Origin of the sequence: Corynebacterium sp. HMSC11E11 (assembly GCF_001807025.1) — a bacterium.
Taxonomy (GTDB): Bacteria; Actinomycetota; Actinomycetes; order Mycobacteriales; family Mycobacteriaceae; genus Corynebacterium; species Corynebacterium freneyi.
The window spans coordinates 53,615-67,109 of sequence record NZ_KV787140.1 but is presented as its reverse complement, the minus strand read 5'-3'; the positions used below and the strand labels follow the sequence as shown (position 1 = coordinate 67,109).

10 protein-coding genes are annotated in these 13,495 nt (G+C 69.5%); 7 read left to right on the top strand and 3 right to left on the bottom strand.

From position 1 onward, the window contains the following. Positions 1–265 precede the first annotated feature (265 nt). Genes HMPREF3121_RS06815 through HMPREF3121_RS06800 form a run of 4 tightly spaced genes read left to right on the top strand, consistent with a single transcriptional unit; the run spans position 266 to position 3,990 of the window. Positions 266–1,204: an ABC transporter substrate-binding protein gene (locus tag HMPREF3121_RS06815; protein ID WP_070521369.1), complete on the top strand. Its 939-nt coding sequence runs from the start codon at positions 266–268 to the stop codon at positions 1,202–1,204. Beyond that, positions 1,201–2,205, top strand: coding sequence for a FecCD family ABC transporter permease (locus tag HMPREF3121_RS06810; RefSeq protein WP_070521353.1), 1,005 nt, complete (start codon positions 1,201–1,203; stop codon positions 2,203–2,205). The genes HMPREF3121_RS06815 and HMPREF3121_RS06810 overlap by 4 nt, the downstream gene beginning before the upstream one ends. Then, a complete protein-coding gene (locus HMPREF3121_RS06805) occupies positions 2,192–3,211 on the top strand; it encodes a FecCD family ABC transporter permease (RefSeq protein WP_239251306.1) in 1,020 nt (339 codons plus the stop codon). The genes HMPREF3121_RS06810 and HMPREF3121_RS06805 overlap by 14 nt, the downstream gene beginning before the upstream one ends. Further along, positions 3,208–3,990, top strand: coding sequence for an ABC transporter ATP-binding protein (locus HMPREF3121_RS06800; protein WP_070521350.1), 783 nt, complete (start codon positions 3,208–3,210; stop codon positions 3,988–3,990). Before HMPREF3121_RS06805 ends, HMPREF3121_RS06800 begins: the two co-directional genes overlap by 4 nt. A 4-nt stretch (positions 3,991–3,994) precedes the next feature. Here HMPREF3121_RS06800 and HMPREF3121_RS06795 read toward each other — a convergent pair whose 3' ends face one another. After that, entirely contained in the window at positions 3,995–4,981 is a 987-nt protein-coding gene (locus HMPREF3121_RS06795; RefSeq protein ID WP_070521348.1) for a siderophore-interacting protein, read from the bottom strand. Between the two features lie 128 nt (positions 4,982–5,109). Between HMPREF3121_RS06795 and HMPREF3121_RS06790 the strand changes: the two genes are divergently transcribed. Together HMPREF3121_RS06790 and HMPREF3121_RS06785 are read left to right on the top strand one after the other, a co-directional pair. After that, a complete protein-coding gene (locus HMPREF3121_RS06790; RefSeq protein ID WP_070521345.1) occupies positions 5,110–6,750 on the top strand; it encodes an ABC transporter transmembrane domain-containing protein in 1,641 nt (546 codons plus the stop codon). 1 nt (position 6,751) lies between these two features. Then, positions 6,752–8,572 carry an ABC transporter ATP-binding protein gene (locus HMPREF3121_RS06785; RefSeq protein ID WP_224371749.1) on the top strand — a complete coding sequence of 607 codons (1,821 nt, stop codon included), beginning with the start codon at positions 6,752–6,754 and terminating at the stop codon, positions 8,570–8,572. Positions 8,573–8,672: 100 nt separating this feature from the next. Here HMPREF3121_RS06785 and HMPREF3121_RS06780 read toward each other — a convergent pair whose 3' ends face one another. Then, complete coding sequence (locus HMPREF3121_RS06780; protein ID WP_070521342.1) at positions 8,673–10,187, bottom strand: acetyl-CoA hydrolase/transferase family protein; 1,515 nt, start codon at positions 10,185–10,187, stop codon at positions 8,673–8,675. A 422-nt stretch (positions 10,188–10,609) separates the two neighbouring features. Here HMPREF3121_RS06780 and HMPREF3121_RS06775 point away from each other — a divergent pair, with 422 nt between their 5' ends. Further along, the gene (locus HMPREF3121_RS06775) at positions 10,610–12,121 is read left to right on the top strand and encodes an acetyl-CoA hydrolase/transferase family protein (protein ID WP_070521339.1); all 1,512 of its coding nucleotides are present in this window, start codon (positions 10,610–10,612) and stop codon (positions 12,119–12,121) included. 15 nt (positions 12,122–12,136) lie between these two features. Here HMPREF3121_RS06775 and HMPREF3121_RS06770 read toward each other — a convergent pair whose 3' ends face one another. Continuing rightward, positions 12,137–13,246, bottom strand: a complete 1,110-nt coding sequence (locus tag HMPREF3121_RS06770; RefSeq protein ID WP_141743016.1) for a GTP-binding protein — start codon at positions 13,244–13,246, stop codon at positions 12,137–12,139. Positions 13,247–13,495 lie beyond the last annotated feature (249 nt).

Sequence of the window (13,495 nt, the reverse complement as noted above, 5' to 3'; positions counted from 1 at the left end):
TAATTACGCACTCCAGATCCGGATGAGCCCGTTTGCGTCGCGTGATGTGAACGGTGAGCGCAACAAAACCCCGGGGCCCTTTGGGCCCCGGGGATTCTTTCTTCCCGCCGTCCCACCGGAATTCGCGGTACCCGCCCCTACCAGCACGAGCAAGGGTAGCCTTGTCAAATGGGTGACGGGTCACCTATGGTGCTCCCGTGCGGCGGTGCGCCGCGTCAACGACGAACGGGAGTTCAGGATCGTGAACAACAACCATGGCCGGAAGATGATCGCCAAGGCGGTGGCGCTCGTGGCAGCGACCGCGCTGGCCGTGACCGGCTGCTCGCGCGGCGACGGTGGAGCCGAAACGGCCGCCGCCGGCGCGAACGGGGAAGGCGTCGAGCGAGTTGCGGCCGTCGGCCTCGGCGACGCCGACACGCTGCTGGCACTGGGCATCGACCCCGTGCTGATCGCTCCGTGGGGCGCCGAGGGCGACGTCGACGAATCCGGGGTGGGCCCGTGGTCGATGGAGCTGCTCGGCGACGCCAGGCCCGACGTCGTCTACGGCACGGGCACCGGCTTCACGGCCGAGACCGTGGAGAAGATCGCCGCGTCCGACCCGACGCAGATCATCGCGGTCAACAACGCCGTCGACGAGCAGGCCAAGAAGGACCTCGAGGCCATTGCGCCGGTGACCCTCCACGACGACGAGTACGCCGATTGGCAGGTGCCGTGGGATTCCCAGGTGCGAACCATTTCGGAGGCCGTCGGCAAGCCCGAGGAGGGCGCGAAACTGATCGCCGACACCGAGGCGAAGTTCACGGAGTTCAAGAAGGAGCATCCGGAGACCGCCGACCAGACCGCGGCGATCGTCATGCCCTACGACGGAAGGATCGGCCTGTACACCGACGGCGACGGCCGTGGCCAGTTCGTCGAGAATCTGGGCTACACCATCCCCGATGATCTGCAGAAGACCGACGACGGCACCTTCTACAAGGATTTCGCGCCGGAGAATTACGCGGATCTCAACGACGTCGACGTGTTGTTCGTGCTCGACTACATGGGCGCCGTCGATGCATTGAAGAAGGACCCGACGTTCATGAATCTCGACGTGGTCAAGGATGGCCGCGTGCGTTTCCTCGGTTCCGACACGGGCAACGCCATGAGCATGCCGAACCCGGTCACCATTCCGTGGACGATCGACAAGTTCGCCGACCAGCTGTGACCGGAGCCCGCCGCGTCTGGCCCGTCGCCCTCGCGGCGACGCTGATCGCCTGTGCGGCGGCGTCCGTGTTCATCGGCGCCAGGCCGACGTCTCCGACCGAGGTGCTCGCAGTACTCTGCGACGGGCCCTCCGCGGCGACCAGCGTCTTCGGTGACCTGGTCCACGTGGTCTGGGAGCTGAGGGTGCCCAGGACGATCCTCGGATTGGGGGTCGGGGCTTCGCTGGCCATGGCCGGGGCGATCGCGCAGACGTGGACGCGCAATCCGTTGGCGGACCCCGGGATCATCGGCATCACCTCCGGCGCCGCCTTCGCGGTTGCGGTGGGCCTGACCGCCGGGGCGGCGGGATCGTTCGCCCGGGCGCCGTTGGCCATGGCCGGCGCCGCCGCGGCCGCGCTTTTCGTGTTCGGGGCGTCGCGCGCATCGGCGGATCCGTTGACCCTGATCCTCGTCGGCGTCGGCGCGTCGGCGGCCTTCACCGCGGCCACGACGCTGCTGGCGCTGCAATCCCATGCGGTGCTCGACGGCATGCGGCAATGGACCGTCGGTTCCATGTCGGGAAAGGCGGCCGAGGACGCGGCGCTGGCGGTCGGCGGGCTGGTCGTCGGCGGAGTCATCGCCGCCACCTTCGCACGGTCGATGGACCTGCTGACCATGGGCGATGACGTCGCGGCGGGGCTCGGTTCATCGCCGGGGGCGGTCAGGGCCGCGATGCTCGCCGCCGTCGTCGTGCTCGCCGGCTCCGCGACGGCGGCGGTGGGGCCGGTGGCCTTCGTGGGATTCGCCGCTCCGCACCTGATCCGGCCGTTGACGGGGCCGTCGCTGGTCCGGTTGCTGCCGGCTGCTGCGGTCGCGGGAGCCGCGCTCACGGTCTTCGCCGACGTCGTCGGACGGATGGTGGTGCGGCCGGGCGAGGTCGAGGTGTCCATCGTGCTGGCCCTCGTCGGCGCCCCGTTGTTCGTGTACGCGGTCCGAAAGGGGGAGCGTCGTGCCCGCAGCTGATCGCAGGATCATCGCCGCCGGGCTCACCGCCGCAGGATTCGGGGCGGTCGCGGCAGTCGCGTACGTGCTCATGCTCGGCCTCGGTCCGGTGTCGATCCCGCCGTCGACGGTCCTGTCCGTGCTCATGGGCGGCGGCACCGGTCGCGAGATCGCCGTCGTATGGGATCTGAGGATGCCGGTGGCCATCGCCACACCACTCGTCGGCGCGGCGCTCGGTCTGGCCGGGGCGTGGACGCAGACGTCGTCGCGCAACCCGATCGCGTCACCGGACGTGCTGGGCGTGTCCGGGGGAGCGGCGGTGGCCGTGGTGCTGGGCACGCTGGTGGCGCGGCCGGAGTTCGCCGATGGAATCCCGACGTTCTGGTGGCGCTGTCTGCTCGCGATGACGGGCGCCGCGGCGATCGTCGCCCTGTTGTTCGCATTCGGCGGACTCGGCACGTCGAGCCGGGTCATCCTCGTCGGCGTCGCCCTGTCGCTGATGTGTCATGCGGCGGTGTCCTACCTCATGGTCCGCGCGGACCTGTCGCGGGCGGCCGAGGCGCAGACCTGGCTGGCCGGGTCGACCGGCCTGGTCCGCTGGGAGGCGATTCCGCCGCTGCTCGCCGCCACGGTGTCGTTTGCGGCGCTCGGTGCCTGGTGCACGCGGGACCTTCCGTTGCTGGCGCATGACGACGATTCGGCGCGCGCGCTCGGCGTCGACGTCGACCGAGTGCGGGCCACGCTGCTCATCGCGTCGACGGGCCTCGTCGCGGTGACCGTGTCGGTGGTGGGGCCCATCGGGTTCGTCGCGCTCGTCGCCCCGCAGCTGGCGCGGCTGGCGTCCCGAGCCCCCACCGCGCCGCCGGTGGCATCCGCCGCCGCGGGCGCGGCGCTCATCTCCGGGTGTGCGGTCATCGCGTCGCTGCTCCCGGTGACCGTGCCGGTGGGCCTGATCACCGCCATCATCGGCGGACCCGTTCTGGTCGCGCTGGTCGTGCGCGGATCGATTTCGAGGAGCATCCCATGAACATCACCGTCGAGGCGGTCGTCGCCGGATATGGCGAGGGCCCGGACATCGTCCGCGGGACGTCGTTGACCGCGTCACCGGGAGACGTGACCACGCTGCTCGGGCCCAACGGCTGCGGCAAATCGACTCTTCTGCGGACCATGTCCCGTCTGCTCGTGCCGCGTTCGGGTCGGGTGCGCATCGGCGACGTCGACGTCCACTCGCTCTCGGCCCGCGACTGCGCCCGCCGCGTGGCCGTGCTCCCTCAGCATCCGGTGGCGCCGGAGGGGCTGACCGTCGGTGAACTCGTCGCCCGCGGCCGACACCCTCACCGTCCTCGGTGGCGGGGGATCTCGGCCCGCGACCGCGCGGTCGTCGCCGAGGCGCTGGAACGCACCGGCACCGCCGAGCTCGCCGACGTCGACCTGGCCACCTTGTCGGGCGGGCAGAGGCAGCGCGCGTGGTTGGCCATGGCGGTGGCGCAGGAGACCCCGGTGCTGCTTCTCGACGAGCCGACCACCTATCTCGACCCCGCGCACGCCATCGAGATGCTCGACCTGGTGCGCGGGCTCGCCGACGAGGGCCGCACCGTCGTGATGGTGCTGCATGACCTGTCGATGGCGGCGATGTATTCCGACCGCGTGGTGGTGATGAAGGACGGTGCGATCCTCGCCGACGGCGGCCCCCGCGACGCCATCACCCCGGAGCTGCTCGCCGAGGCCTACGGCCTGCGCGCCGACGTCCTCGACGACCCGACCGGGGGGAAGGCGCCGCTGATCGTGGCCCGCGGCACCGTCTGAACCTTCAGGCGCCTTCGCGGCCGGCGCGCCAGTATCCCATGAACGAAACCCGCGACTTGTCGACGCCGAGGTCCCGCACCAGATGGCGGCGCAGCCCGGTCACCGCAGAGGCTTCTCCCGCCAACCACGCGTAACCGCCGCCGTCGGGATGATCTGCGGCGAGGTCCCAGACGACTTCTCCGGCGTCCGCCTCGACATCGTCGGGTCCGTCGTGCCCGGCGGTTCGTCCGCGGAGGAATCCCGGTTCGTCGGCGAGGAAGGCGCGCACGGCGTCGGAAAGCAATTCGCCGGGGGCGATGTCGTCCGGGCGGGCCAGCCTGACGACGTTCCATTCGGCGGGGGTGCGGAGATCGTCGAGATCGCGCAGATCAGGCGCTTCGACGACGATGCGCACCCGTGCGTCGGCGGGAACTCCGCCCTGTTCGACGATCCCGGCGATGGCGGGCAGGGCGGTCTCGTCGCCGGCGATGAGGATGGACGACGCCGCGCCGGGCCGCCACTCGATGCCGCCGAGACGCCCCGCGGACAACTCGTCGGGGCCCAGGATGGTGAGCGGATCGCCCGGCCGGACCTGCGCCAGCCAGCGCGCGGACGGGCTCGTGGTGCCGTGGGCGACCAGATCGACGTCGAGGGCCGTGCCGTCGGGGTCGATCCGGCGCACCGTATATGTGCGCACGTGCGGGGCGTCGGGCGCGGACTTGATCGACCGCAGCCGAGCGAAAGCGGTGTCGTCGCCGGCACCGTCCGCGTCGAAGAGATCCGGGCCGAGGTCGGGCAGGGGCAGTGCGCGATCGGTGACGTCGTCGATGCGGGGGAAGAAGAGCTTGATGCGCTGGTCGAGTCCGCCTCGACCGAAACGGCGGAGGCAGTCGCCGCCGAAGGTCACGCGGACTATGTTCGGGCGCGACCGATCGATCGTCGTGACGGTGGTCCGGAAAAGCCGGAAGGGCGCCAGACCGGGGGAGGAAGCGCTGATGACTTCTTGACTCATGAGGGTAGGCTACCCAAAACATCGATGCGCCTCCAGTGTTCGAGCGGCCCCACCGCATGGGATCCGGGGGTGGCTGCTGGCTAAGGTAAGACTTCCTTGCCGCCAGCATCGACCCGGGAGGTTCCCCTTTGCCGCTCATCACCGCGCCGGCCACGCCGCCGTCGATTGCGCCGCCCGCCTTCGACGCGACGACGTCGCCCGCGAAGTATCAGCTGCGGGTGATGTTCTCGCGCAAGCCGGTGACGATCCCGGCGATGCTGCTGATGATCGTGCACCAGGTGTGCGAAGCCCTGGTGCCCGTCGTCGCCGGGCGCACGGTCGACACCGCCATCGCCGACGGCAATTCCACGGCGCTGTGGTCGTGGATGCTCGTGCTGGCGGCGGTCTTCCTGGCGCTCGACCTCGCGGCACGCTTCGGCGGCCGTTTGGGCACCATCGCGATGCTCACCGTCGAGCACGCCCTGCGCATGCAGCTCACCGACCGCATCATCGACCGGCGCGGCTTCACCAACGGCACCCGTCCGCCGGGCGCGTTGCTGGCCGTGGCCACGACGGACGCGCAGAACACCGCCCGCGCGGTCATGGTGGGTCTGCGCCCCGTGGCGGAGGTCGCGGCGCTGATCTTCGCGTCGATCATCCTGCTCACCGTCTCCGTGCCCGTCGGCCTCGTCGTCCTCGTCGGCGGCGCCCTGCTCACCTGGGGGTCGATGGCGGCGGGGGCGCCGCTGCGCCGTCGGGTGGGCCGTCGTCAAGCCGCGGCCGCCCGGGCGTCGGCCACCGCAGCTGACCTGGTGGCGGGTTTCCGCACGTTGGCGGGTCTCGGCGCCCGCCGCACCGCCGCCTCCCGGTACCGGGCACGTTCCCGCGAGGCGCTGGACGCCACGGTCCACGCCGTCGACGCCGAGGCCCGGCTCATCGGCTCCGTGGAGGTCCTCGGCGGCGTGTTCGTCACCCTCGTCGCAGTAGGCTCCGGCGTCGCGGCGATTCAGGGACACCTCACCGTCGGCGAACTCATCACGGTCGTGGGGCTCGCGCAGTTCATCATCGATCCGATGACGGCCCTGGGCAAGAACGCCTCGGCGGTGTGGGCGACGTCGGTGGCCTCGGCCGAGCGTGTCCTCGGCCTGCTCCGCGAGCCCTACGCGGTGGAGGAGGACGGCACTCCGGTGGGCCGGGATCTGCGTGACGACGACCCCGCCCGCATCGTCATCGACGGCGAGGCCGTGTCGCCGGGGGCGCATCGCGTCATCGCCGTCGGCGCGGAGGAGATGCAGACGATCGTCGACGCGCTGACGATCACCCGTCGCCCGCAGGCGGGCACGTACTTCGTCGACGGCGTGGACCTGGCGGAGGCCGACCTCGGCGACGTCCTGGACCGCGTGGTCACCGCCCCGCATTCGGCGGACCTGTTCGATGGCACCGTCACGGAGAACCTGCTGGCCGTGCGCCCCGACGCCACGGGGCCGGAGATCGACGCCGCGCTCGCCGCCGCAGGCTGCATCGACGTCATCGAGGTACTGCCCGACGGCACGGACACCCGCATCGGCGACGCGGGGGTCATGCTCTCCGGCGGCCAGCGACAGCGCATCGCATTGGCCCGGGCCCTGCTGGCGGATCCGCCGGCATTGGTGCTGGTGGATCCGACCACGGCCGTGGACTCGGTGACGGAGCAGGCCGTCGCCCGCGGCGTCGCCCGGCACCGAGCCGGCCGCACCACGATCGTGCTGACCTCCGCCCCGGCGTGGGCGGCCGAAATGGAGGTGGCGTGACATGCGCGCCATGAATCGCCTGGCCCGGGCACTGCGGCCGACGTTCGCCGCCGACAGCCGCGACGCCTCCGTCACCGCCGACCGGTTCCCGGTGGCGAGTGCGGGGGAGACCCTCCGGCACCTGCGCACCCTCGTGCGCGGGCGCGGACTCCGGTTGGGCGTCGCGGTCACCGTGCTCATCGGCGCCGCGTGGTGCGGCGTGCTCGTGCCCAAGCTGATGGGCGGCATCGTCGACGTCGTCGCCGGGGGCGGCACCACCGGCGACATCGGGGAACTCGCCCTGCGGATGGTGGCCGCGGCGATCGGCTCCGGCGTGCTGTCGGCGGTCGGCTTCACCCTCGTCGCCCGGCTCGCCGAGACCGCCATCGCCGACCTGCGCGAGGACATGGTCGCCACCGCGCTGGGCCTGCCCGTCGAGCGCGTCGAACGGGCCGGCGCCGGCGACGTGGTCTCCCGCGCCACCGACGACGTCGCCCAAGTGTCCGCGTCGGTCACCCAGACCCTGCCCATCGTCGCCGGCGCCGCGTTCACCGTCCTGGTGTCCATCGCCGGCGTCGGTTCGGTGGATTGGCGGTTCATGGTGGCGTTCCTCATCGTCGCGCCGGTCCACGTCATCGCGGTGCGCGGTTACCTGCGCACCGCCCCCGCCGTGTTCGCCGCCGAGCGCGGCGCGATGGGCGAACGCGCCCGCACGGTGCTGTCGACCATCCACGGCCTGCCCGCGGTGCGCGCGTTCGGCCTCGCCGCTTCACGACGACACGGCATCGCCGACTGGTCCTGGAAGGTCGTCCGCCACGGCGTCGACGCCCGCATCACCAACAACATCATCATGGCGCGCATGCACCTGGCTGAGTACCTGGGCATGGCGTCGACGCTGGTGCTGGGCTTTTATCTGGTGCGCGCCGGGCACACCACCATCGGCGGCGCCACCGCCGCGATGCTGCTCTTCATGCGCCTGTTCGCACCCCTGACGCGCATGGTCATGGTCCTCGACGTCGCCCAGTCCGGCGCGACGTCGCTGACCCGCATCGTCGGCGTGCTCGCCGAACGTCGCCCCGAACACGCCGACGCCGACCCCGATCCCTCCGCCGGCGTGGAACTGCGCGGCGTGAACTTCTCCTACGGTCGCGGCAGCGCCGTCACCGACGTCGACCTGATCATCGCACCGGGGGAGACGGTCGCACTCGTCGGATCCTCCGGCGCCGGCAAGTCCACCCTCGCCGCCATCGTCGCCGGTCTGCGCATCGCCGACTCCGGCACCGTCTCCGTCGGCGGCCAGGATCTTACAGTCGACGCGGAAGCCGCCCGCGGGCGCACCGTCGCCCTGGTCACCCAGGAAGTCCACGTCTTCGAAGGGGCCCTGCGCGACGACCTGACGCTGGCCGCCCCCGACGCAGACGACGCCGCCGTCGTCGACGCCCTCGAGCGGGTCGGGGCCGACTGGTTCCACCGCCTGCCCGACGGCCTGGACACCATCGTCGGGCTCGGCGGCCACCGTCTCGACCCCGTCGCCGCCCAGCAGGTGGCGCTGGCCCGGGTGCTGCTGTCCGACCCGCCGGTCATCGTCCTCGACGAAGCCACCGCCGAAGCCGGATCCGTCGGCGCGGACTCCCTGGCCGACGCCGCCGACGAAGTCACCCGCGACCGCACCGCCCTCATCGTCGCCCACCGCCTCGACCAGGCCGCCGCGGCCGACCGCATCGTCGTCATGGAAGGCGGCCGCATCGTCGAATCCGGCCCCCACGCCGACCTCGTCGCCGCCGGCGGCCGCTACGCCACCCTGTGGGCCGCGTGGTCCGAAGGCCGCAGGAAACAAGCCTGATCCGCCCCCGAACAACGGACAAACGCCCGGCCCGCACACTCCGAAGGGAATGTGCGGGCCGGGCGTCGCAAAGCGGGGGAGAGGCCGTCGGCCCCGGACCCTACTTCTGCTTCATGGAACCGGTCTCGACGAAGCGCTGGTGCCAGCCCAGGGCCTCCTTGAGGTCGTGCGGGGTGTGCAGCGCCGACTGGCCGCCCTTCTCGGCGCGCTCCACGTACTCGTACAGCGCCTCCTTGTAGTCGGGGTGCGCGCACTTGTCGATGACGACCTTCGCGCGCTGGCGCGGGCCCAGGCCACGCAGGTCGGCCAAACCCTGCTCGGTGATGATGACCATGGTGTCGTGCTCGGTGTGGTCGTGGTGCGACACCATCGGCACGATGGCGGAGATGTCGCCGCCCTTCGCCGTCGACGGGGAGACGAAGGTGGAGATGTAGGCGTTGCGGGTGAAGTCGCCGGAACCGCCGATGCCGTTCATCATCTTCGTGCCCATGATGTGGGTCGAGTTCACGTTGCCGTAGATGTCGGCCTCGATCAGACCGTTGCAGGAGATGACGCCGAGACGACGGATGACCTCGGGGTTGTTGGAGACGTCCTGCGGGCGCAGCACGATCTTTTTGGCGTACTCCTCGGCCTGGTCGTTCATGCGCTCGGCCGCCTCCGGGGACAGGGCGAACGAGGTGGCCGACGCCACCGACATGGTGCCCTTGTCCAGCAGCTCGACCATGCCGTCCTGGATGACCTCGGTGTAGGAGGTCAGGTTCTCGAAGTCGGAGTCCAGCAGGCCGGCGAGCACGGCGTTGGCGATGTTGCCGACGCCCGACTGCAGCGGCAGCAGGTTCTCCGGCAGGCGACCCTGGGCGACCTCGTTTTCGAAGAAATCGATGAGGTGGCCGGCGATGGCCTTCGAGTCGTCGTCAAGCGGCTTGAACGGCGAGTTGCGGTCCGGGGCGTCGGTCTCGATGACCGCGACGACCTTCGACGGGTCGATCTGGATGGCGGTCTCGCCGATGCGCTGGCCGGAGCCGACGATCGGGATGATCTGGCGGTTCGGCGGCAGGCCCGGGTTCCAGATGTCGTGCATGCCCTCCAGGCCGAGCGACTGCCAGGAGTTGACCTCGACGATGATGCGGTCCGCGGCGTTGAGGTAGGAGACGCTGTTGCCCACCGAGGAGGTGGGGACCAGGCCACCGGACTCGGTGATGCGGGTGGCCTCGACGACGGCGACGTTGAGCTTGCCGAAGAAACCCTCCTCGGTCTGCGGACCCGAGTGCGACAGGTGCATGTCGGAGTACAGCGACGTGCCGTCGTTGATGGCCTTGCGCATGCTCGGATCGGACTGGTACGGCATGCGCCAGGCGACGCCGCCGGTCTCGGCCAGCACGGCGTCGAGTTCCGGAGCGGTGGAGGCGCCGGTGAGGACCTTGACGCGGAACTCCTCGCCGCGCTCGGTGGCCTCGGTGATGCGCTTGGCCAGCGCGCCGGGCAGCTCCTTCGGGTAACCGGCGCCGGTGAAGCCGGAGAAACCGATCATGTCGCCGGGGTTGATGAAGTTCGCGGCCTCATCGGCGGTCATCACCTTGCCGCGGAGACCCGCGTGTGCGATGCGGTCGGTCATGTCGTTGATTCCTCCTGGATTGTTCGGGCCAATGTGCGTGCGGCCTCGTGCGTTCGCCGGTGCGTGATCTCCGGCATTGGTCCACCGTCGAGTGTGGGCGATCACACCTTCGGTTTGGCCCTGAATCTACCAGATCGCTAACGGTGGTTCTCGGACCGATTTCGGGGTGGTTGGCGGCGATGCTTCCCGGATGGAAAATATTCATGAAGGGCCATTGGCGGGCGCACGTTTCGGTGCGGAATTCCCCTGTGGCGCACGTCGTGGGCTATCACTGTTGTGCTGCATGTCACGTCGTCGTCGGCGGGTGTCGACGATCGGGGGAGGGTGTCCATGGCGCCGATAAAACTATGCATGACGACGGATAGGATTGGGGCAGCGGCCCACCGTCGCTTCAGCCCGTTTTTTTCAAGGAAGGATTCACGATGCCCGATCGCATCGCCCACGCGGGTCTCCGCGGGAAGATCATGTCCGCCGAGGAGGCGGCCGCATTCATCAACCACGGCGACCTGGTGGGTTTCGCCGGTTTCACCGGCGCGGGCTACCCCAAGGTCGTTCCCCCGGCCCTGGCCGAGCGCATCAGGGCCGCCCATGCCCGTGGCGACGAATTCAAGATCAAGATGATGACGGGCGCGTCGACGGCCCCGGAGCTCGATGGTGCGCTGGCGGACGTGAACGGCGTCGAGTGGCGCATGCCGTACCAGTCGGATCCGCACATGCGCAATCGCATCAACGCCGGTGACGCGGGATACTCGGACATTCACCTGTCGCACTCGGGTCCGCAGGTCGAGCAGGGCTTCTTCGGTCCCGTCGCCGCGGCCGTGGTCGAGGTGTCGCGCATTCGCGAGGATGGTTCGCTGGTGTTCGCCTCCTCCGTCGGCAACAACCTGTCCTACCTCAACGCCGCCGAAAAGATCATCATCGAGGTCAACTCCTGGCAGTCAGAGGATCTGGAGGGGATGCACGACATCTACGACGTGGGCCTGCCTCCGCTGCGCAAGGAGATCCCGATCACCAACCCGGGCGATCGCATCGGCTCCCCGTGCATGACCGTCGACCTGGACAAGGTCGTCGCCGTCGTGGAAACCCACGCGGAGGATCGCAACTCCGCGTTCAAGCCGCTCGACGACGATTCGAAGGCCATCGCCGGCTACCTGCTCGATTTCCTCGACGGCGAAGTCAAGGCCGGCCGTCTGCCGGAGAATCTCCTGCCGATGCAGTCGGGCGTGGGCAACATCCCCAACGCCGTGCTCGCCGGCCTGTTGGACTCGAAGTACGAGAATCTGACCTCCTTCACCGAGGTCATCCAGGACGGCATGATCGACCTGATGGACGCCGGCAAGCTGACGGTCGCCTCCGCCACCGCGTTTTCGCTGTCGCCGGAGTACGCCGCGCGCATGAACGAAAAGGCGGCCGACTACCGCGAGAAGATCGTGCTGCGCCCCCAGGACATCTCCAACAACCCGGGGCTGGTGCGCCGCATGGGGCTGATCACCACCAACGGCATGATCGAGGCCGACATCTACGGCAACGTCAATTCCACGCACGTCGCCGGCTCGCGGATGATGAACGGCATCGGCGGTTCGGGCGACTTCACCCGCAACGCCTACATCTCCACCTTCGTGTCCCCGTCCATCGCGAAGGGCGGCGACATTTCCGCCATCGTGCCGATGGTGTCCCACGTGGACCATACCGAGCATGACGTGATGGTCATCATCACCGAGCAGGGTCTGGCCGACCTGCGCGGACTGGCCCCGCGCCAGCGTGCCCGGAAGGTCATCGAGAACTGCGCGCACCCGATGTACAAGGAGGCGCTCCTCGAATACGTCGAGCGCGCCGAGAAGGCCACCCCGTTCATGCACACGCCGCATGACCTGGACACCGCCGCCGACTTCCACCGCCGTTTCCTCGCTAACGGCTCCATGAAGCCGGAGTAGGCCGGAGCCCGTCGGTTACCCGCGTTCGGCCAGCAGCGCCATGGTCTCATCGTCGGTGAGCATGGCGGCGTCGAACGCGGCCACTGCGGCATCGGCGTCGAAGTTCACGCCGATGAGCACGACCTCGTTGGACGGCGCCACATCGGTGCGTGCCCACTCCACGGCCGGCTGGATGGACAGGTTCGGGCCGGCCTGGCTCCACACCTGCGCGATCTCCAGCCGGTCGGCGATCCAGCAGTGGCCCTTCGACCGCACCAGCCCGCGGGTGCCGCGCAGTGCGGCGATGAGGCGATCCCGGTCGAAGGGTCGGTCACCGCGGAACGTGACGGAGGAGATCCCGTACTCCTCGGTCTCCGGGGTGTGGGGAGCGGCGAGTTCTTCGGCGTAACCGTGGTAGGTCGCGGCGGTGGCTTCGTCGTAAAGCCCCGCATCGAGGATGACGCCCGCGCCTACCTCGCCATCGGTGACGCGCAGGATGCGCGCCCGGGGATTCATCGCGCGCACCGCATCCTCCGTGGCTCGGGCGACGCGCTCGTCGACGAGATCCGTCTTGGTGACGAGGATGAGATCCGCGAACTCGACCTGATCGACGAGAAGATCGGACACCGTGCGCTCGTCATCCGGCGTGGCCTGGCGATCGGCGTCGGCCAGCGCCGTGCCCGAGCGCAGCATGGTGAGGAACTGGGAGGCGTCGACCAGCGTCACCATCGTGTCGATGGGGGCGATGTCCGCCAAACGCGTGCCGTCGTCGAATTCCCACTCGAACGTCGCGGCGACCGGCATCGGCTCCGAAATGCCCGTCGACTCGATGACGATCTGGTCGTACTTGCCCGAACGGGCCAACGCTCCGACGCCCTCGACGAGGTCCTCCCGCAGCGTGCAGCAGATGCAGCCGTTGGACAGCTCGACGAAACGATCCTCGCCGCGGGTGAGATGCGATCCGGCGGCGATGAGCTCGGCGTCGACGTTGACCTCCGAGAAATCGTTGACGATGACGGCGAGTTTGCGGCCGCCGCGATTGGCGAGCAAGTGGTTGAGCAGCGTGGTCTTTCCCGAGCCGAGGAATCCGGAGAGGACGGTGACGGGGGTTCCGGCGGAGACGGGGGCGGGGTTCGTGTTCGGCATGGGGGACATCATCACGCAAGTGAAAACCGATTGCAACAAGGTGGAAAAGTCCCGCTGGATGACCGTGGCCTGAATGTGACCTGAACGCAGGCTTGACATTGATGGTGGATTAGGTCACAAAAGTAGGTAACCGTCAACGGTGCAATTCACGGTTTACGAGGGTGAATGACGCAAATTCGCCCGTTCCACCAGGCAACCGACGGGCGGAACCCTCCCACAGCCCCGGGCCACCACCCCGGGACCGACGAA